At 53.1% G+C, this 19,856-nt stretch carries 19 protein-coding genes; 16 read left to right on the top strand and 3 right to left on the bottom strand.

Features of this window, described 5'->3' with window-relative positions; all coding sequences use genetic code 11:
• Positions 1–36: 36 nt before the first annotated feature.
• The 10 genes from AF70_RS05350 to AF70_RS05305 all read left to right on the top strand — a co-directional run bounded on the left by AF70_RS05350 (position 37) and on the right by AF70_RS05305 (position 10,100).
• The gene (locus AF70_RS05350) at positions 37–927 is read left to right on the top strand and encodes a LysR substrate-binding domain-containing protein (protein WP_019578957.1); all 891 of its coding nucleotides are present in this window, start codon (positions 37–39) and stop codon (positions 925–927) included.
• Positions 928–945: 18 nt separating this feature from the next.
• Complete coding sequence (gene thrC, locus AF70_RS05345; RefSeq protein WP_028940584.1) at positions 946–2,334, top strand: threonine synthase; 1,389 nt, start codon at positions 946–948, stop codon at positions 2,332–2,334.
• On the top strand, positions 2,331–2,768 hold the full coding sequence (locus tag AF70_RS05340; RefSeq protein WP_018925939.1) for an Lrp/AsnC family transcriptional regulator: 438 nt from the start codon (positions 2,331–2,333) through the stop codon (positions 2,766–2,768). Before thrC ends, AF70_RS05340 begins: the two co-directional genes overlap by 4 nt.
• Before the next feature lie 115 nt (positions 2,769–2,883).
• Positions 2,884–3,924: a homoserine dehydrogenase gene (locus AF70_RS05335; protein ID WP_019578955.1), complete on the top strand. Its 1,041-nt coding sequence runs from the start codon at positions 2,884–2,886 to the stop codon at positions 3,922–3,924.
• A 12-nt stretch (positions 3,925–3,936) separates the two neighbouring features.
• On the top strand, positions 3,937–5,355 hold the full coding sequence (locus AF70_RS05330; protein ID WP_028940585.1) for an aldehyde dehydrogenase family protein: 1,419 nt from the start codon (positions 3,937–3,939) through the stop codon (positions 5,353–5,355).
• 519 nt (positions 5,356–5,874) lie between these two features.
• Positions 5,875–6,834: a 3-oxoacyl-[acyl-carrier-protein] synthase III C-terminal domain-containing protein gene (locus AF70_RS05325; RefSeq protein WP_028940586.1), complete on the top strand. Its 960-nt coding sequence runs from the start codon at positions 5,875–5,877 to the stop codon at positions 6,832–6,834.
• Positions 6,809–7,069 (top strand): acyl carrier protein, encoded by a 261-nt coding sequence (locus tag AF70_RS05320; protein WP_026331654.1) that lies wholly within the window; start codon positions 6,809–6,811, stop codon positions 7,067–7,069. The genes AF70_RS05325 and AF70_RS05320 overlap by 26 nt, the downstream gene beginning before the upstream one ends.
• The gene (locus AF70_RS05315; RefSeq protein WP_028940587.1) at positions 7,062–7,706 is read left to right on the top strand and encodes a hypothetical protein; all 645 of its coding nucleotides are present in this window, start codon (positions 7,062–7,064) and stop codon (positions 7,704–7,706) included. Before AF70_RS05320 ends, AF70_RS05315 begins: the two co-directional genes overlap by 8 nt.
• Positions 7,703–9,055 carry an MATE family efflux transporter gene (locus AF70_RS05310; RefSeq protein ID WP_028940588.1) on the top strand — a complete coding sequence of 451 codons (1,353 nt, stop codon included), beginning with the start codon at positions 7,703–7,705 and terminating at the stop codon, positions 9,053–9,055. The genes AF70_RS05315 and AF70_RS05310 overlap by 4 nt, the downstream gene beginning before the upstream one ends.
• A complete protein-coding gene (locus AF70_RS05305; protein WP_028940589.1) occupies positions 9,045–10,100 on the top strand; it encodes an alpha/beta fold hydrolase in 1,056 nt (351 codons plus the stop codon). The genes AF70_RS05310 and AF70_RS05305 overlap by 11 nt, the downstream gene beginning before the upstream one ends.
• A 243-nt stretch (positions 10,101–10,343) precedes the next feature.
• Here the strand turns inward: AF70_RS05305 and AF70_RS05300 are convergent, their stop codons facing one another.
• Complete coding sequence (locus AF70_RS05300) at positions 10,344–10,889, bottom strand: helix-turn-helix transcriptional regulator (RefSeq protein ID WP_019578948.1); 546 nt, start codon at positions 10,887–10,889, stop codon at positions 10,344–10,346.
• Positions 10,890–11,318: 429 nt separating this feature from the next.
• Here AF70_RS05300 and AF70_RS05295 point away from each other — a divergent pair, with 429 nt between their 5' ends.
• Genes AF70_RS05295 through AF70_RS05280 form a run of 4 tightly spaced genes read left to right on the top strand, consistent with a single transcriptional unit; the run spans position 11,319 to position 17,224 of the window.
• Complete coding sequence (locus tag AF70_RS05295) at positions 11,319–12,569, top strand: efflux RND transporter periplasmic adaptor subunit (RefSeq protein ID WP_028940590.1); 1,251 nt, start codon at positions 11,319–11,321, stop codon at positions 12,567–12,569.
• Between the two features lie 46 nt (positions 12,570–12,615).
• Positions 12,616–13,332: an ABC transporter ATP-binding protein gene (locus AF70_RS05290; RefSeq protein ID WP_019578946.1), complete on the top strand. Its 717-nt coding sequence runs from the start codon at positions 12,616–12,618 to the stop codon at positions 13,330–13,332.
• A 1-nt stretch (position 13,333) separates the two neighbouring features.
• Positions 13,334–15,763, top strand: coding sequence for an ABC transporter permease (locus AF70_RS05285; RefSeq protein ID WP_028940591.1), 2,430 nt, complete (start codon positions 13,334–13,336; stop codon positions 15,761–15,763).
• 48 nt (positions 15,764–15,811) lie between these two features.
• Entirely contained in the window at positions 15,812–17,224 is a 1,413-nt protein-coding gene (locus tag AF70_RS05280; protein ID WP_028940592.1) for a sigma-54 dependent transcriptional regulator, read from the top strand.
• A 58-nt stretch (positions 17,225–17,282) separates the two neighbouring features.
• Here AF70_RS05280 and AF70_RS29765 read toward each other — a convergent pair whose 3' ends face one another.
• Positions 17,283–17,585 (bottom strand): hypothetical protein, encoded by a 303-nt coding sequence (locus tag AF70_RS29765; RefSeq protein ID WP_230173724.1) that lies wholly within the window; start codon positions 17,583–17,585, stop codon positions 17,283–17,285.
• On the opposite strand from AF70_RS29765, the gene AF70_RS05275 reads away from it, so the two are divergent.
• Complete coding sequence (locus AF70_RS05275) at positions 17,568–18,542, top strand: PAS domain-containing sensor histidine kinase (protein WP_231508975.1); 975 nt, start codon at positions 17,568–17,570, stop codon at positions 18,540–18,542. The genes AF70_RS29765 and AF70_RS05275 overlap by 18 nt on opposite strands.
• Positions 18,487–19,263, top strand: a complete 777-nt coding sequence (locus tag AF70_RS05270; RefSeq protein ID WP_081791070.1) for a 4'-phosphopantetheinyl transferase superfamily protein — start codon at positions 18,487–18,489, stop codon at positions 19,261–19,263. The genes AF70_RS05275 and AF70_RS05270 overlap by 56 nt, the downstream gene beginning before the upstream one ends.
• Here the strand turns inward: AF70_RS05270 and AF70_RS05265 are convergent.
• Positions 19,200–19,856 (bottom strand): GIN domain-containing protein, encoded by a 657-nt coding sequence (locus AF70_RS05265; protein WP_028940595.1) that lies wholly within the window; start codon positions 19,854–19,856, stop codon positions 19,200–19,202. The two genes, AF70_RS05270 and AF70_RS05265, sit on opposite strands and share 64 nt — an antisense overlap.

Below are 19,856 nucleotides of genomic sequence, written 5' to 3'. Positions count from 1 at the left end.
ATCGAGCATAGATAAAGCCCTGATGAGGTTGCGCCGATGAGTCAAAAGTCACTACCACCCTTGAACTGGTTGAGGGCATTCGAAGTATCGGCGCGTTGTTTAAACTTTACCCACGCGGCGCAAGAGCTCCATTTGACTCAAGGGGCTGTGAGTCAGCAGATCCGTCAGTTAGAAAGTCACCTCGGTGTGGCGCTGTTCAAGCGCTTACCTCGAGGACTTGGCTTGACCGAGGAAGGGCAGTCGTACCTGCCTGTCGTACAAGACGCGATCAGTCGCCTTGCAGTCGGCACGAACGAGATTTTCGGCCAGCGCAATCGAAGACATTTGAAGGTGCGTGGCAGCCTTTCCTTTCTTCACTATTGGTTGGCCCCCAGGCTCGCGGATTTTTCTCGGGAGTATCCCCAGATTGATATTCGATACATCAGCAATATTTGGGTGAAAGAACCGGACGGCGAGGATGACCTGGAGATTCGCTGGGGATGCGGTGAGTGGTCGGGTTTGCACGCTCAGCGGTTGACTTGGGACATCCTTCAGCCTGTTTGCTCCCCAACGCTCATGGCCAGATCACCCATACATGAGCCACGCGACTTGATGAACCATTCTCTGCTTCATGTGTTGGGGTACGAAGAAGGTTGGGGTTACTGGTTGAAGCGAGTTGGTGCAGATGACGTCGACTACTCCCGTGGCCCTCAGTTTGACACGCTGATTTCCACGATCCGCATGGCCGAATTGGGGCAGGGCGTTGCGCTGGCACGGTCTTCCGTGGTCGAGGATTTGCTTAAGAGTGGGCAATTGGTTGCGCCATTCAATTACCGAATCGAGGCAAGCGAATCCTTTTATCTGGTGCACGAACAGAACGAAGTGCTATCGCCTGATGCCGCACATTTTTCTACCTGGCTGGTGGCGCAAGCCCATCGCCTTTTGTAAAACTGATTTGGAGTTGCCATGGATTATGTAAGCACTCGCGGCGGCGACATGCGTGCTGATTTTCGCAGTGTGGTTCTGTCGGGGCTCGCCGAAAATGGTGGTCTCTATGTCCCAGCCAGTTTGCCTGTCTTTACCGAGAAACAGATTGCCAGCTGGTCGTGGCTGCCGTTTGATGAGTTGGTTTGGCGAGTGATTTCGCCTTTTGTCGGCTCTTCCATAGACGAAAGCACCCTGCGTGCCTTGCTCAGTGACAGCTATCAACAATTCAAGCACCGCGCTATTACGCCGCTTGAGCAAATCGGGCACAACGAGTGGATACTCCAGCTGTTTCATGGCCCGACCGGTTCTTCCAAGGATTTCGCCGCGCAATTGCAGTCGCGCCTGGTTGAGCATTTTCTGGAAGAGGTCGGTAAAGAAGCGTTGGTAGTCGGTGCAACTAACGGTGATACCGGCGTCGCGGCGCTTGAAGCCTTTGCTAACTGCCCGGCCGCCCGCATGGCGATACTGTATCCGCGCGACGGGCTTGCACCTGAGCAACTCAGTGCCTTGCAGGCAGCCGACCCGCAGCGGGTTCAGCTGTTTCCGGTTGACGGTAATTTCGATGATTGCCAGACGCTGGTCTCCCGACTCTTGCGCGAGTGGCCGTTGGATAAAGTGTTGCCGATCTGTTTCAACTCGACCAATTGGATCGGCGTCCTGGCCCAGATCGTTTTTTACTTCCACGCAGCCTTGCAACTGGGCGGTGGCTCGCGTCCCGTTGGCTTTAGCGTTCCAGCTGCCAGCTCGGCCGAAATCTACGCTGGTTACATTGCGCAGAAAATGGGATTACCGATCAATCAGGTGATCATTTCCACCAACAGCAATGATGCCCTGCACCAGTTTTTTCATTGCAATCGCTACTCCACCCGGATGACTAATCGAACCGTGTCGCCGGCGATGGACTTCTCGTTGTTTTCCAACCTGGAGCGGTTTATCTGGGAGATTTACGAGCACGATGGCTGCTCAACAAAGACACTGATGGAGCATTTTGAAAGTTGCGGAGAAATGAGCATCGGCAACCAGCAATGGCTACGTGCTCGAGTACTCTTCGATTCCTATGCCGTACACGAATCCCAAGTGCGCGATGAAGTAGTCGAACTGTTCCGAGAGACAGGCTCGGCCATCGATCCTCACACCGCTGTCGGTGTACTGGCCGGCAGGCTTCATCGACGCAGCCTGGGCGCGCCGATGGTCACCTTCGGGCAAATTGCACCGGCCAAGTCAGCAGCGCTGTTGGCCGAACTGGGCGTCTGGCAAGCAAGCGTTCCGAGCACTGTCGAGGTGCGCGCGCAACCACCGTACCTGGCCAAGGGCGATCTGGACGGTCTGTGCCAGGCTCTTCGTCTGGTGCAGTCGAGGCTTGCATGAAGCGCATTCTAGATCCGTTGGACGAACGCATACTGGCCGAACTTACCGCCAATGCGCGAATTGCCCATATCGAACTGGGTGCCAAGATCAACTTGTCGCGCAATGCGGTGCGCCAGCGTATCGAGCGTCTTGAGCGCGACGGTGCGATCCAGGGCTATACGGTACTTCTCGGTGAGTCCCGGCGGCCTACGTCGCTTATCAGCGCGGTGATCTTTGTCTACCGCTACGACCGCATGCGTGGCGAAGAAGTACTGACTGCGCTGCGCTCCATTCCCGAAGTCGTGCAATGTGAAGTACTCAGTGGTGAGTTCGATTTAATGCTGCGTGTGAATGCCGCCACACCTGAACGAGTCCATCTCGTGTGGAAGGAAATCGCGGCCATGCCAGGGGTGGAAAACACCGTGACATCGTTCGTCCTTTCTGCGGTGTTTTGACAACTTCGTGCTTGGGCAAAACGCTCAACTAATACAGCACTCTGCCATATTCAACTGCCAAAGCCCGCCTCTTAGGATGTTCCTATCGAACAACATCAATATAGGAACAGCGGTTATGACTGAGTACAAAATTGCCTTGGTAGGGTTTGGTGGCGTGAACCGTGGCTTCGCCCAATTGGTCGCCGATCGTAATGCCGAGTGGAAAGAGACCCTGGGCTTCACCATTAAAATTGTCGGGGTCACCGATCTGTTCCTCGGCTCAATCGTTGCCAAAGACGGTCTGGATGCAAAGCAGTTGGTGGCACTGCCGGTTGAGAAGGGCGCATTCGCTCAACTGCCCGGCGGCAATGCCGAGGCCTTCAACGAAACCGTGATCAAGCATTCCGGTGCAGACATCATCGCTGAGGCCACTTTCACCAATCCGGTGGATGGCGAGCCCGCCACTACCTTTTGCCGCTGGGCCTTGGAAAGCGGCATTCATGTAGTGACCACCAATAAGGGACCTATTGCGCTGCACGGTGCCGAGCTCAAGGCGTTGGCCCGTCGCAACCAGGTCGCCTTCGAATACGAGGGGGCGGTGATGAGTGGCACCCCCGTGATTCGTCTGGCCAAACAGGCCCTGGCGGGTGCCAACGTGCAAGGCTTCGAAGGCATCCTGAACGGCACTTCCAACTACGTGCTCACCCGGATGAAAGACGGCCTGGCGTTCAACGATGCCGTCGTCCAAGCGCAACAGCTCGGCTACGCCGAGGCAGATCCAACTGCCGATGTGGAAGGATTTGACGTACGCCTCAAGGTGGTGATCCTGGCCAACGAACTGCTCAATGCACGACTGAATGTCAGCGATGTAGCGTGCTCGGGTATCAGCAATATCAGCGCGCAAGATATTGCCCAGGCAAGTGCCAATGGCGCGAGCTGGAAACTGATCGGCTCAGCCGATCGTGCAGCAGATGGCTCGGTTCGAGCGAGTGTGGAAGCTCGCTTACTGTCGAACTCACATCCTCTTGCCGGAATCAGCGGTGCTACGAATGCAGTGTCATTCAAGACCGAACTGCTGGGAGCTGTCACGGTGTCCGGGCCTGGGGCAGGGCGCATCGAAACAGCCTTCGCATTGCTGTCGGACATCGTCGCCATCCACACCGCCCACGGCAAATAACAGGAGATAGTCATGAGCGTATCCAGCATGGCCAGTATCCAGCTTGTTGAAGCCAAACAGATTGATGTGTTCAGTCCATTCGATGGTCGCCTGGTGGGCAGTGTCCCTTGCCTCGATGCCGCCGCCGTTCCCGGCTTGCTGGAACGTGCGCGAATTGGCGTGCGCGAGAGTGCAGCAATGCCCCGTCACCTGCGTGCGCGCATTCTTGAGGAGGCGGCCCGGCGTGTAGAGCTTGAGGCTGAAGCGTTTGCCAAACTCATTGTTGCAGAGGCGGGGAAGACGCTGCGACAAGCGGAGAAGGAAGTGAAGCGTTGTGTGAACACGCTGAAGCTATCGGCAGAAGAGGCTCGTCGTAACGCCGGGGAAGTGATTCCATTTGGGGCTTATGAAGGATCGGAGTCGCGTCAAGGTTGGTTCACGCGGGAACCGTTGGGGCTTATTGTCGCGATCACTCCCTACAACGATCCGCTGAACCTGGTCGCCCATAAACTTGGCCCGGCCATCGCCGGTGGTAATGCTGTGATCCTGAAGCCCTCAGAGCTCGCACCGTTCTCTGCTCTCAAGCTGGTTGAGTGCCTGGTGGAAGCGGGTCTGCCTCCGTCTGTGGTAACCCCGGCGACCGGTGGCGTCGATCTGGGTAAAGCATTGGTGGAGGTTCGTGAAGTTCGGATGATTTCCTTTACGGGCGGTTTTGCCACGGGGGAGGCCATTGCTCGTAGTGCAGGGTTGAAGAAGCTAGCGATGGATCTGGGAGGAAATGCCCCGGTTCTCGTGCTTGAAGATTGCGATATCGAACCGACTGTTGAGTCCTGCGTGTCTGGCGCCTTTTGGGCAGCAGGGCAGAATTGCATCGGCACTCAACGCATCCTTGTACATCGTTCAATTTATGAGGACTTCCGTGAGCGTTTTGTCAGCCAAACGCGTGCCTTGGTAGTGGGTGATCCTGACCAGCGAACAACGGATGTAGGCCCGATGATTACGGAACAGGCGGCCCGTCGTACCGAACAATTGGTGAATGAAGCACTGGCCGAGGGGGCCGTTCTTCTGTGTGGGCACCATCGCGAAGTGGGAAGCTATGCGCCGACCGTGCTGGAGCGTGTAAGCCATAACAGTCGGATCTGGCAGCAGGAAGTCTTCGCGCCGGTTGTCATCCTGGAGCCTTTTGACCAGTTGGATGATGCTGTTGCTCTGGCCAATGCTCCGGAGTACAGCTTGCATGCGGGACTCTTCACACGTGATCTTTCCAAGGCCTTGAAATTGGCGCGGCAGATTGAAGCGGGTGGCGTGATGATCAATGATTCTTCCGATTATCGTTTCGATGCCATGCCTTTCGGTGGCTTCAAGTACGGAAGTTTGGGGCGCGAAGGTGTTCGATTTGCCTATGAGGACATGACGCAGCCTAAAGTGGTCTGCATCAGCGAGTTGGATTAAACCTACGACGTAAATTCGTCTTCGCAGACAGTCATTTACGAGGTTAACGATGTCCAGACTCGCAGAATTCCGGCAACCTTGAGAAACACTCTGATGCCGTGGAGTCCTGGCTGACCAGTTGATCTTGGTTTGAGTACAAAAGGGGCATTTAGCAGCCCATATGAAAACACTCGAGCGATGGCTCCAACAAGCGCCCCAATATGTTCGGGGCGTTTGTTTTGTGCTGAAAAAAGCCTTACAGCCCATCCATCCGGTGCCCCCCAAATGCCACGTCGCTCAAGGGCGTTTCACTGCATCGGCACCCAAAGGCTCCAGGTAGTACGGACTTATCGATCCAGCTACGGGTTTGGGCCTCCAGGCATTCGCAAGACCGCTGTTAACCGTTAATAGTTCCATTTGTGGGACCTGCAAATGGGAAAATCATGCCTTTTAAGCAATTTGAGGCAAAAAGCACGATCCGTTTCTGGGACGATGTGGGTAATTTATAAATGCACTAAAATTACTCCATGCGGGAACGTTATGCTGCCACTTAATTATTTATGTTGGTTGCCGGATCGTATTTCATTAGAGCCCTTGAGCACGCTTGAGCAATCCCATGATTTAAAATCGGGTGCTTGCAAGGTATTACAGCGTTATTACTCTTTGCACACCATTGGGATGTCTTCCAGAACACACGCAGAGATGCTTGTGGATACGCTGTGCGCGCTGATTATTGCAAACCCTCATGTAAAAGAAGTCAAAGGGTGCCTGGTGTATGCCAAAACACAGACGCATAACACCTTCTTTGATAATCATTGGCTAGAGGATGTTGCCGAGGCGTGCGGGATAGGGCACTGGGAAGTACTCAGCGTCAGCTTGAACCATTGCTCGTCTGCCTTATCGGCGATTCACCTATTAAAAAACAGATTGATTAAGCGCAGAGAGCCAATGCTCCTTCTTACGGGGGAGAAGGCTTTTCATAGTGCTGTTAATCGACTGGATAATAGCGTGTTGGCCGAGATACCGGCGGCGATGCTGCTCAATGCGGGGCCTGCCCAATGGAATTTGAAGCATACAGCCGTAAGGCACCTGTCCTCTTTTTATGACAATCACCGGCATGAGTCTGCTGTGCGCCGGCGCGAGTTATATGCGTCGTTGGAGCGGGAGTATCATGATTTCTATCTGTACGCGCTGGATAGATTCAATGTTCCCGCTGAGAGCATCGACGCAATCGTTCCATGCAATCTGGATCTGCCGATGCTTAAAAGAGTCGCCGATAAATTAAATTTCAAAGGCATCATGTTTGCCGAGCATATTGCCGAGTATGGGCACGCTTATTGTTCGGACGTTTTATTTAACTTGTCTGCCCTGTTGAAAAATTTCACAGGCAAAAGAATCCTCTGCCTCACCATGGGCATGGGCGTTACGCTTTCATGCGTATTAATTGAAAAAATAGAAAATAGCGAGGTTGTACATGTCAAGTCTTCTGTCGGCGGTTAATGAAGCGCTCAACGATATTATGTCTTCGGCCGTGTCGGTCAGTCTGGAAACAGATTTCAACGAAGACCTAGATTTGGATTCGGTGTTGTTTGTGCAGTTTTTATTGACACTCGAAGAAAAAGTCCCTGGGTTAATGTTTGAGCCTGATCAAATCGATCAGGATGCATTCACCACGGTCGGTAAGTTGATCAGTTGGATTGAGCAGCACCTGCAGTTGGAGAACTCATATGCCTGATGGCCCGTTTAACAGAATTTATCGGCTGTTTTCGGGCAATGAGCCCGCAGAAGCCGTGCGGCTATTGCGTCTTGAATTGCCCGATCATACCAGGCGGGTGTTCAGCCAAGGTTATCAACTCGTGCCGGACGAGCGAGAGGTCACGGCCGGTCAATCACCGCAGGCGGATCGGGTACTTGCCTCTCTTGGCCTGGATCTCCAATACCTGGGAGGGGAGCAGGCGATAGCCGCCGATGACACCCCACTCATTGTCTCTGTCGCCGCCCGTTTGGGGCTGTTGATGCGCATGTTGGGCATGAGCTGGACGCATTTGTCCGCACGCTGGAGCTTTGGTGTGAAAACTACCCGGCATCAGTTGATTAAAGCCGAGTTTGCGGATGTGACCAGTCAGTGCAGCCAACTGGTGTTGCAATGGGAAATGCGCATCGCGGCGCAGGATTTTCAGGACGCTGAAGAAGACCATTGGCAGATCACCCTGCTGACCAACAGAGCGGAAAAATTGATGGGAGGCCATGGCTATCTGCTTGGCGCGACGCACACGCTGTCTTATCTCTCGATGATGATTTATAGCCTGCATGGCAAAACGACGGGGCATTACGCCATGCCACAGCGCGATAGTGTGGGGGAGGTTGTGTGAACACATCACCGGGCTTGGCTCTGTCGCAACGCCAGGGGGCAGGCCGGGATATTGCGGACCTACTGAAGCTTGCCTGGCCAATGATTGTCGTTGCCGTCGCGGTGTCTTTTTCACAAAACACCCAGACCGCTATTTTGGGACATGGTGCTGAGACAACGTCGATTTACTGGTTGTCGATGATCCAGCCGTTCAGTTTTTTGTTCCTGGCGATTCTCGAATGCCTGGCTATCAGTAACCAGGTATTCAGCGCCAGGTCTTTGAACCTTTGGTCAAAGCAGAAAGTGCTGACGGCAACGACCATTTTATCTGTGCTGGGCGTGATGGTTGTGGCCTCGCTCAGTGGGACGATCGCACTCTCTTCGCCTTGGCTGGAGAAGCTGCTTCCCGTGTCTGGTGAGCGCTTTTATCAAGAGGCACTTCCGCTCTACTTCCTTTCGATGCTGCCGTTCATTCACCTGGAAATGTGTAACAGCGCCCTGCGAGGGCAGGGCAAGAGCGCGTTGAGCATGTTTCTTGTGATTGCCTATATCGTCCTGAACGCAGGTATTTGCTACACCAGCTACCACGTCTACGGTTTGGGCTTCTATTCCATTATCGTGGCAAATGCCTTGGCGTCCGGCCTGCTGATCCCGGTTGCGACATGGCTGGTATGGCGTGTCGGTCGCCAGCAGCAGGACGACCGTCCGCAAGCGTTCATTGCGCGATTAAAAGGCCTTCTCCAGCAGGTTGGCTTACCGATCTTTGCATCTTTTATCGTGGTGTTTTTCAGCTCGCTGCTGGTGTTTCCCTTGATTGGAACGCTGGGTGAACAATATGTCGCCGCGTTCCTGATCATTACCAAGATCAGGATGTTTATCGTTATTCCCGCCGTGGCCTGCGGCTCTGCACTGGCGATATTGATAAACCAACGTTTGACGATCAGTCGCGGTGAGGAATTGAAGCGGCTCCTGCATCGTGGGCTGATGTTTATTGGTGGGCTTTATCTTGCGCTCACCGTTGGGGTCTACTTTAGTGAAGAAGCGCTGATCGGCATTCTTTCAGGTGACGGGACGATCAGGGAAGCCAGTAGACAGATGATGCTGATTTTACTACCGACGTTCTTCCTCACGGCGTTTGTAGCGTCTCTGCAAGCTTTACTTGAACAACTTGATCAGGCGCGCCGTGTATTGATTTTGACGGTGATCATCGAGTTGCTCATGGTGATCGTTTTATTGGTCGGCTGGGATCGGTTCTCTAGCGTGAACGCGATCATGAGTATCATCATTATGTTCAGTGCGATTAACTTCTTGGCCTTTGCCAACGAGTACTGGCGGCTCGCGAATAAAATTGGGAGTGAGCATGTTCTTTAGTGTTATCTATCCCCTGTTGCTGATCGTTTCGCTGATCCACCAAAATTACCTTCGCGTGCTGGTGGTGATGCGGCTCCGGCCTACATTGTTAATGAAGGCCAGAGTCAGGCCAACGACTCACTATGTCCGCGCGTGCCGTTTAATAAGGATGTTCGACCTCTATTCGCTGGACATGCTGTCCTCCTATCTTTCAGCGCTGTATGCATTGCACCTGTTTGAAAAAACCCGACCATTACCCTATAAGCCGGCTGAGATGATGCTACTCAGCCAATGCCTGCAGGAAAATTTCACCTGGAGGCACACCTTCGTGAAGATGTTTATTTACTCTCAATCAGCGCAGCAAACAGAGAAAGTATTGCTGCTGCATGGCTGGGATGGGCGAAGCATCATGCTCAGGCACCTTGCCCAGCGTTTGCAGGCAAAGGGCTACACCGTTTTTGCACCTGACCTGCCGGCACATGGTGTGTCCCCGGGTAAGGGCGTGTCTTTTTACGATCTTTCCAGGGCCGTCATCGATGTCGAGCGACAATACGGTCCCTTCTCAGTGGTTATCGGGCACTCGTCCGGCGGGTTGGTAGGCTGTATGGCCGCATTACAAGGGCTGTTGTTCAAGAGAATGATCCTGATCAGCAGTCCTTGCAGCTTCGGCGAAGTACTGGATAATTATGTGCTCAGCAATAAACTACCCCGACATATTGCAACGACGATGAAAAAGCTCTATCAGCTACGTTATGGCGTGCACCCTGATAAAATCGGACCTGAATTAATCTCAAAAATAAAACAGCCAGTACTGATATTGCATGACAAGGGAGACGTGAGTATCGATATGGAAGAGGCCATGGTACTTAACCATGTTCTGGGTAAAAGCAAACTGATTGTAACTGAAGGTAAGGGGCACAATGGTGCATTGCGCGATGCCACTGTGTTCAACCGTATTTCTACTTTTCTGGCCCCTGCAGCGCAGGAAGATTATGTCGCTATTGTTGATCCCGCATTGCGCTGGCGCGCCACCATTAACATAGGTGTCAAGCGTTCAAAGTGTTAGCTGTATGTTCGCTGATCGCGAGTGTTAACTAAGATAACTGAGTGTCACCTCTGCACTTTCCTGCCTTCCCCTCAAGCGCTCGTCACTCTTTTTTAGCCGAGTTTGACTGTCGCTTCAACTGTTGTCCCTCTGCTTTTTCCCGGTAATAGGGAGCAGCCGTTGCACAGTGACGCTGATTCTTTCGTGCCTTATCGATTGTACGAGCGACCTGAGGTTCGTGCGTGTTCAGCTGGATTTTATTAATTATAATGAGTTGATGTTGTTGAGCAGCATGTTGCGTGAGAAACCATTTCTTTGCACGCCAAAGATAAAATCATACTCAGAAGATTCTTTCTTTGCTTTCTGCCTGGTCGACTTCATTACATATTGTTTGAGTTTTAGTGGTGTTTCATTATAGGTTTTACTGAAGCTTCGAGAGAAATGCGGCAGGGAGGAAAAACCGCAGGCGTAACTGATATCAGTTAATGACCATTCCGGTGCCAGATGAATAAATTCCTTTGCCAGCGCCAGTCGGACTCTCCACATCCACTTGATCGGTGTTACGTCGTAAAACAGGTTGAACATTCGACAAATATCAAACCGGGTTTTACCACAGATTTTTTCCAGGTCGTCCAAGGTAATCTCCTCTGAAATATTCTCTATGATGTAGTTTATCACTGTGGCAATGCACAGCGCTTTTTCTGTATGTGCATGTTTTCCATAGATCTCAAAATGACGTTTATACAGGTCGTCCATTATTTTTTGTGTAAAGAGGGTCTTTTCAGCATTCGAGATTTTAAGATCCCACATACAGACTCCGTTCTGCAGCGCTCAATGGCGAAGATTTTTTATTGTTGAGGTAGGCTTTTGACTCACTCATGAATAGGCAATTGCTATGCCAGATTTTTAGCGGCTTCAAGTGGCTGTTTGTTAAGTGTTTTTTTAGCGTTTCTCGATTTAGGGAAAATGAAATCCCATTTTCGAAAAGTTTTTTCGCAGACTGTTATCTTGCGTCCCATTATTGGGATTGCTAATTTCGTGCAGTTTGCCCATGGACATCAGCTAATAAGAAATGCACGTTTTCTGTCGTTCCGAAAATGAGATGCCCCGTCACTGACATCAAATAATTCACGTGTTGTCTTTATTTTTATTGCTTAAATATCATGCAGTTATATGTATGTTTTTATTTTGGCATGGAATGTGCTTTGGATTATTCAAATTGTTAGCGTTGGTACTATCATGGATATCTCGATCCCGCAGCCGGGAAATAAGCTCCTACTGAAAAAGCACAGTAAAGCGATTGCTGGCGGCGTCTTTCTGCTGGTGCTGTTGCTGATTATTTATAACTATCGGTTCTCGCCTTACCAGGTTGCCCGTAGCAGCGTGACGCTTGCGGAAGTCAAGTATGGTGACTTCGCCGTTGAGGTACGTGGCAATGGAGTGCTTTTACCGTGGAACATCAACTGGGTGGCGGCAAACGTTGACGCTCGGGTGGAGGAAGTCATTTATAAGGCCGGGATGAAAGTCAGCAAAGGAGAGTTGCTGGTTGTCATGAGTAATCCGACGCTCGAACAGCGGCTTCAGGAGAGCCAACTGGAACTTAATGCTCGCCGAGCAGAAACCGAGGCCAAAAATGCCGAACTGCAAAATAAAATTCTCAATCAAGAGGCGTTAATGATGGATGCGAAGAGTCGATTACTTGCATCTACACTGCGTCTTGCTGCTCAGAAAAAATACATTTTGGCCGTGCCAAGGCTGGAATATGAAACCACACGCATTCTGACTGAACAGTATACTCAGCAGGTCGGTTTTGAAGAGCGACGGTTAAGGACGCTTAAGCTCAGCGTCCAGGCGGATATAAAGGCGAACTTTATGCGCCTTAATAAATTGGAGTCTCTGGTTGCTTTGAATCAGCAGGAGGTTGATTCGCTCAAGGTTAAATCACCGATAGATGGCATTTTGCAGGATGTGAAGGTCCAGGTCGGACAGCGGGTAACAGTAGGCAGTGATATCGCGCGACTTGCCAAAGAGAAGGAGCTGTATGCCGAGCTCAAAGTGCCCGAATTGCAGTCACGCGATCTCGCGGTCGGGCAGGCCGTCACGATCAACACAGGGCGCAGCCGGTTTGCCGGGGTGTTATCCAGGGTCGATCCCGCGGTGACTAACGGAACGGTCAAGGTGGATGTGACGTTCAATCAGCCTCTGCCACAGGAAGCACGTCCTGATCTGAGTGTCGATGGATTGATCGCGGTGACGAAAATCAATAATTCGTTGTATGTCGAGCGCCCGCCGTTCGCGCAGAATAACTTGCCCTCTATGCTCTACCGGCTGGATGACAAAGACCGTTCAGCGACCAAGATGAAAGTGGAGTTCGGGCAGGGTTCTGCTGACTACATTCAGATCACCCGCGGGCTCAAGGCTGGCGACAAAATAATTCTCAGTGACAGCACCGCTTGGCAGGGGGCCGATCAGATTGAAATTGCCAACTGATGCAGCTCGCGCCGGCTACCGGAACAATGCCCTGGAGACAGTAAAGATGGAACCTTTGGTAGAACTGACTGACGTAAACAAAATTTTTCTGACTGATGAAATCGAAACCCATGCGCTCAGCAAGATCACACTGACCATTTCCAAGGGCGAGTACGTGGCTATATCGGGGCCTTCAGGCTGTGGGAAATCGACTCTGCTCTCAGTTCTGGGGTTGCTGGATACGGCGTCGAGCGGCACTTATCAGTTGGCGGGTCGCAATGTCGACAATATTTCCAAGAAGCAGCGTGCGCAGGTGCGTAATCGGGACATCGGCTTCATCTTTCAGTCGTTCAACCTCATCAGTGATCTAACGATCGAAGAAAATGTCGCGCTGCCACTGACCTACCGCAGCGACATTTCCAAGTCTGAACGGCACAAGAGAGTCGCCGAGGCCTTGGCCAAGGTCAATATGTCCCACCGTAGCCGTCACTATCCTTCACAACTCTCCGGCGGGCAGCAGCAGCGCGTCGCGGTGGCTCGGGCCATCGTGGGTAATCCGTCCATCCTTCTGGCGGACGAACCCACCGGTAACCTGGATTCGCACAACGCAGAAGCGGTATTGAATATCCTCGATAAGTTGCATCAGGAAGGTGCCACGATCTGCATCGTGACCCACGATCCTCGTTCGGCTGAGCGTGCACAGCGCAGTATTGTCCTGTCTGACGGAAAGGTCGTCGGCGATGGGGAACACGCGCGACAACTGACCCTGGTGAAGGAAGCATAAGATGCTTTTTGATATTCGCTATGCCTTGCGTTTACTCCTGAAAAGCCCCGGCTTCACTTTTGTTACCGTGCTGATCATGTCCTGTGGACTAGCACTGACCCTGTATATGTTTTCGGTGATCAATACCATCATGTTCGCTCCGCTTCCTTATCCGGACGGAAAAAGCATGGTGCTGGTCAATCCGACCGTGAATGGTGTCAGCCTGAGTGATTCCGGGCTGAACTTCATGGACTACAGCGATATCAAGGCGCGCTCTACCCAGTTTGAGGATATGGGCTATTTCTACGCCGAGCGCGCGGATATCAGTGATGGCAACAAAGCTGTTTCCTATATGGCCATCAGAAACACCTCGGAGCTGTTCTCTTATGCAGCTGTTCAGCCATTTCGAGGGCGTGTGCTGAATCAAGAGGACGTTCAGTCGGGGGCTGAGCCTGTCGCGGTGATCAGCTATGCAATGTGGCAAAACTACTTCGCTTCCGATGCGCAACTCATTGGCCGCGATATCAGGATCAACGGCATACATACCCGCATCGTCGGCATCATGCCGCAAAATTTTGCCTTCCCCTTCTTCCATGACCTGTGGCTGCCTTCTCAGCTTGAACCCTCGCAGTACCTGGAGCGTAAAGGCGCTCCGGAAGTGTCGGTGTATGCGCGTTTGAAGCCCGGTGTGACCCTTGCGGATGCCAACCGCGATCTCAATAGAGTGATGCAGTCACTGGCGCTGGAGTACCCGGAAAGTAATAAAGGGCTTTCCGCTCAGGTATTGACGTTCCAGGAAAACTTTATGGGTGAGGAGACCACGCCGATCTTTATCGTCATGCTGTTTGCCGTCAGTTTTGTGCTGCTACTGGCTTGCTGCAATGTCGGAAATTTATTGCTGGCAAGAACAACTGAGCGTTCCAAAGAGATCGCGATCCGGGTCGCGCTGGGATCTCCCGCAGGCCGCCTGGTACTGCAAATGATGCTGGAAAGCTTATTTATCTGTTTTCTGTCCGGTGTCGTGGCGATCCTGCTGGCTGCATGGGGGCTGGAGATAACCAATACGATACTGCCTGGTTTCGTACCCAATAAAATCCCTTTCTGGTGGCAGCTGTCACTCGATAATGTGTTGGTCCTCAACGCCCTTGTCCTGGTGATCATCACGGCTGTGCTCACCAGTGCATTGCCGGCCTGGAAAATCGTCCATGGCAATTTCAATGATGTGCTGCGTGATGGCACCCGTGGTGCGCAGAGCCGCGGCGCAGGTCGGGTTTCGCGGATCCTGGTTATCTTTGAAGTGGGGCTTTCCTGCTCAATTCTGTGTATCAGTGCGCTGTTCGCATTATTGGTCTACCAGGCGACCCGTGCTGATTACGGTGTCGACACCAGTAACTACCTGACCGCGCAAATCCACCTCAACGCTAACAATTACCCTGATGATGCAAGCCGTATCCTGTTTTACCAACGCCTGCAGGACGCTGCCGCTGCGATTCCCGGAGTTGAAAGCGCAGCATTGACCACCAGTGCCGTGGGCCAGTTCACCGTGCCGCGCCAGGTGGATGTAGACTCGTCGGCCAACAACAGGAACGAGCGCTGGTCTTACCCGATGGTCAATGATGTGCAGGTCATGCCGGGCAGCCTGTCGGCGATGGGTATTACCCCCATGGCGGGCAGGGAGTTCGTCCACGGCGATACTCAGGACTCACAACAGGTGGTCGTCGTCAGCCAGTCCTTTGCCGAACAGTTCTGGCCGGGAGAGCGTGATGTGATTGGCAAGCGCCTGCGTTTTCGCGATACCGATGACCAACGCTGGTACAACGTAGTAGGCGTGGTGCCCAGCGTTATTCATGGACGGCCTTTCAGCGCATTCCGCCACCGCGCCACGGTGTACCGCTCTCTAGAGCAGCAACCCTCGCCCTCATTGATGCTGGTGCTGCGAGCTCCGCATCCTGAGACGGTCGGCCCCGCCCTGATCAACGCGGTCCGTCAGGTGGACAGCAATCTTTCCGTCAATCAGATCCAGACGTTGAATGAACGCTTGGCCCGTAATACGGCCGGCTTGCATTTTATTGCCAATCTTTTCATGTTGTTCGGCCTGGTGGCGATGATACTGGCTGCGACGGGGATTTATGCGGTGATGTGCAACTTGATTAATCAGCGTACCCAGGAAATTGGCTTACGGATGGCCATGGGAGCCACTGAAAGTAATTTGTTACGTATGCTTATGATCCAGGGCGGCAAGCAGTTATTGATCGGCCTTATCATCGGCTTGCCGTTGGCATTCTTTGTTGCTCCCAAACTGACGCGCGTTCTGGGTAACGGAAACACTCCTTTTGTGCTTCTGTTCTGGATGGTGGCGCTGATGATTACGCTGGTTGTGGCGCTGGCGGTCTGGCTTCCTTCCCGACGGGCAACCAATATGTCGCCCGCCGACGCGATTCGTTATGAATAAACGACCGCCGTGCTCCCCGGGCACGGCGCTCCAAGCTGGATGCTTGAAATGAACGATAAGAAACACATCCTTGTGATAGACGATGACACGGGAATCCTGACCAGCCTCGATATCTTATTGCGCATGCAAGGGTACGACGTGACCCTGGAAACCCAGGCCGATCGCCTGCTTGCACATTTGTCCGCCAAGCCTGTTGATCTGGTATTGATGGACATGAACTTTCAGAAAGACACCACGTCAGGCATGGAAGGGTTGCAGTTGCTGGCCGAGATGAAGAAGTTCGATGATTGCTTGCCGGCTGTCGCGATGACGGGGTGGGGAAGTGTCGACATCATTGTCAACGCCATGCGGGGTGGGGCGGCCGATTTTATTCAAAAGCCTTGGGATAACGAGCGTTTGCTGAGCATCGTTCAGCAGCAGATTGCCATGAGCCAGGCGCGTCGTTCAGGCAATTGCCTGCGCGAAGAAAACAAGCTGCTCAAACTGGCGCTCGAAGATGATATGGACAGCGAATGGGTTGTCCGCTCACCGGCGATGAAACGGCTGATCAGCCTGGTGGAAAAGGTAGCGGTGACCGATACCAGCGTTCTGATCCTGGGAGAAAATGGCACCGGTAAAAGCCTGCTCGCGCGTTATATCCACCAGATTTCCTCGCGCTCCGAACACAGTATCGTCGAAGTGAATATGGGGTGTATTAACGAGCAGTTATTTGAAAGCGAGATGTTTGGCCACGTAAAAGGCGCCTTTACCGATGCGCGGGAGAACCGTATCGGCCGCTTTGAATTGGCGGACAAGGGGACGCTGTTCCTCGATGAAATCGGTAACTTGCCCCTGACGCAGCAAGTGAAACTGTTACGGGTGCTGGAAGAGCGGCAGTTTGAGCGCGTCGGATCTTCGCGTACCCAGACCACTCAATGCAGGATCATCGCAGCCACCAATTCCGACTTGGACAAGGCCGTGGCAGAGGGGCGGTTCCGTCAGGACCTGCTGTACCGCATGAACCTGATTCAAATCCAGCTGCCGCCGCTTCGCGAACGGCTGGAAGATATCGAGCCGCTGACTGAGCGCTTCCTGAAACGTTTTGCGCGTAAATACAACAAACCCCGGCCGGTATTATTGCCGCAGGCACGCCAGGTACTGCTGGATTATTCATGGCCTGGGAATATCCGGGAGCTTAGCCACCTGTTGGAGCGCGCCGTGTTGCTGTGTCGCGCCAATGTGATTGATCCGGAAGACCTCTGCCTGCCGTTTTCGGTGTTATCCCAGAGCGAAGTGCGTCCGGTCAACGAATTGTCTTTAGGATTGACGGACGCGTGCACCCTGGCCGAAGCCGAAGAAACCTTACTGTTACAGCGCCTGCGTCAGTATGACGGCAATGCGGTCAAGGCTGCGGAATCGCTGGGGCTCAGCCGCAGCGCTTTTTATCGCCGGCTCGAAAAACTAAAAATCTGCCATGAGTAAATTTTTTCATTCATTTGAAATCCGTCACTTGCTGCTGTGCAGTCTGGCGCCGATAGGCTCAATTATTGCCTACCTGCTGCTTTGGGTTTTTCCGCACCAGTCCATTTACCTTAAGTTTTTCACCCTGTTTGTTCTGTGTGTAACGATGGTTTATTTCTGCTATCACTTTTTTCAGCAGTTGATTTACAAAATCAACGTCATATCCAATTTGCTGGAAGCGGTGGAGCAGGAAGATTTCAGCCTGCGTGGGGTGACCAACGGGGCGGGGGCTTTTGAGGGCGTCATTGAGCAAATCAATGACATTTCCAGCCAATTGTCGCGCCACCGCCAACAGCAGCGGGAGATGGATTTCCTGCTGCAAAAAGTGATCTCCAATATCACGGTTGCCATCTATGCCCTGGACGGCAGTCATCGGCTGATCTGGTGCAATAGCGCAGCCTCGCGCATGTTGGGCACCTCATTGGATAAGTTGATTGGCGATACAGCCAGCGCCTGGCAACTGGATAAACTTTTGCACAATGCCAACACGGAGCACCCTGTGGTGTCCGATCATGAAGGGCGACCGGGCCGGTATAAAGTGACCAGCGACACCTACATGGTGGATGGTGTCCAGAATGTGCTGTTGTTCGTCAGTGATGTTGACGACATGTTGCGTCAGGAAGAGCAGAAAGCCTGGCAAGATTTGTTGCGTGTGATAAGCCACGAAATCAACAACTCCCTCAGCCCCATCGCCTCCATCAGTCAAATGCTGCAGCAACACTACCGGCATCATTCTGACAACCTGCCCCCCGGTTTTACCGAGGGCATCGATCTGATTAACCGGCGGGTACGTGAGCTGATCGCGTTTATCAGCAGCTACCAGCAGTTGAGCAAACTGGCGCCGGCGCTGAAGGAGCGCGTGGATTTGACTGCGCTGGTGGCTGAACTGCCGCTGCTGTTCTCTCACCGTGTGATTACCCTGAACGGGCCGCGTCCGTTGATGGCCAGCCTCGACCGGGTACAGATCCATCAGTTGTTGATCAACCTGATCAAGAATGCCGATGAGTCGATGGGCAGCAGCGCTGACAGTATCGATATCGAGTGGGCTGAAGAGAAGGGGCGCTTACTGATCACCATCCTTGATCGGGGAGTGGGGCTTACTAATCCGAAGAATCTGTTCGTGCCTTTCTATACCACCAAACCCAATGGCACCGGCATCGGCCTGATCCTGTGCCGGCAAATTGCTGAAAGCCACGGCGGTTACTTGTCTCTGGAGAATCGCCATGAGCAGACCGGTTGCAAAGTCACCATCAATTTACCGCTGCAATCCCCTGCCTGAGTTGATCGAAGGCAGGGGTGTCTGCCTGCTGCAGCACTTTAAAGATGCGCTGCCGGAAATGACGGTTCGCCAACGTGCGCAACGTTGGTTGCATCAGGTGCTGGCGGCCTACCTGGCGATCCCGGTTGATCAAGTGCGTATCGCCAGAACCTCTACCGGTAAACCTTGGCTGCCGGAGTACACCTGGCTGCGCTTTAACTTGAGCCACAGCGCTCATTCGGCCGCCATCGCCCTGTGCCGGGAGTATGAGGTCGGGGTTGATCTGGAACAAATCAGCGGAAAGGTTGCGGTAAAAAAAGCCATCGCCCAACGCTTTTTCCACGCGGATGAGCAACGCTGGCTAGCGCTTGACGAAGCCAACTACCTCACTCGCTTTACGCAGCTCTGGAGTATGAAGGAAGCCTGGCTGAAAGCCCGGGGCACGGGGCTGACTCAACCGCTTCGCAGTTTTTGTGTCATCCCACAGGCAGGCGCGAGCGGGGTGGCGCAGGTCATGGTCGCGCCCCCCATCAGTATTGGGCAGATTCATTATTGCCAGGTGCAAGGGGAGGGGCGTTTTTGTCTGGCTTATGGTGCGATCCTTGGCGCGCAGCAACCGTCAGTTCAATGGCAGCTAGGCTACCATCAAACTGAGAGTCGCCTGTTCACCCCTGCCGTTTACGAACAATCAGAGGTTGAAATTTCGCTGGCGAAAGAGCCCGTGGTGCCGGTATCGACCTGAGCCGATGGGCTGACAGACATCCGTGCGCCGGCAGACAGGCTGCCGTTGATCCGGGGAATGTGGCACAGGGATGACTCCGCTCCCATGCTCATGCGCACATTCGCCACATCCGCTGTGAAGGGCAGCGGTTTTTTGTTAAAGGTGCCGCCCATTGACAGGTCAAGCGCCAGCTCACCTGTCTTGCCCTCGATCTGGATGTCTGTGCCCATGCTGCCGGCGACCGCCAGTCTGGATTGATCGACGGCACATGCAGGTGCCACGATTTTTACCCCTGCTTTTCCCGTCAGCCCCGTCAGTGGCGCGCTGGTATACAGCGTGATATCCAGCGAACGGGAGACGAAGCGATCATTTTCCGCTGCGTCATTCACGAGCAATAATGCCTTATTGTTTGTCGTCACCTGGAGCTTGCTCAGCGTATCGGCAGAGCCTGAGACCACCATTGATGACGTTGCAGCGCATTTGATCGACAGGTTGATGCCCTGTCGGACTTCAACGCTGCTGAAGGCGGTCAGCGGAAAGGCTTTTTCTGCGGCCAGTGCGGTGTAACTGGTCGTGCTGGCCAGCAGCGCAAGCATCAGCTTCATCGTGTTCAT

It is taken from the genome of Pseudomonas sp. KD5, from assembly GCF_012932895.1.
Lineage (GTDB): Bacteria > Pseudomonadota > Gammaproteobacteria > Pseudomonadales > Pseudomonadaceae > Aquipseudomonas.
The sequence above is the reverse complement of the archived record's forward strand: the minus strand, read 5'-3'. Positions and strand labels throughout refer to the sequence as shown.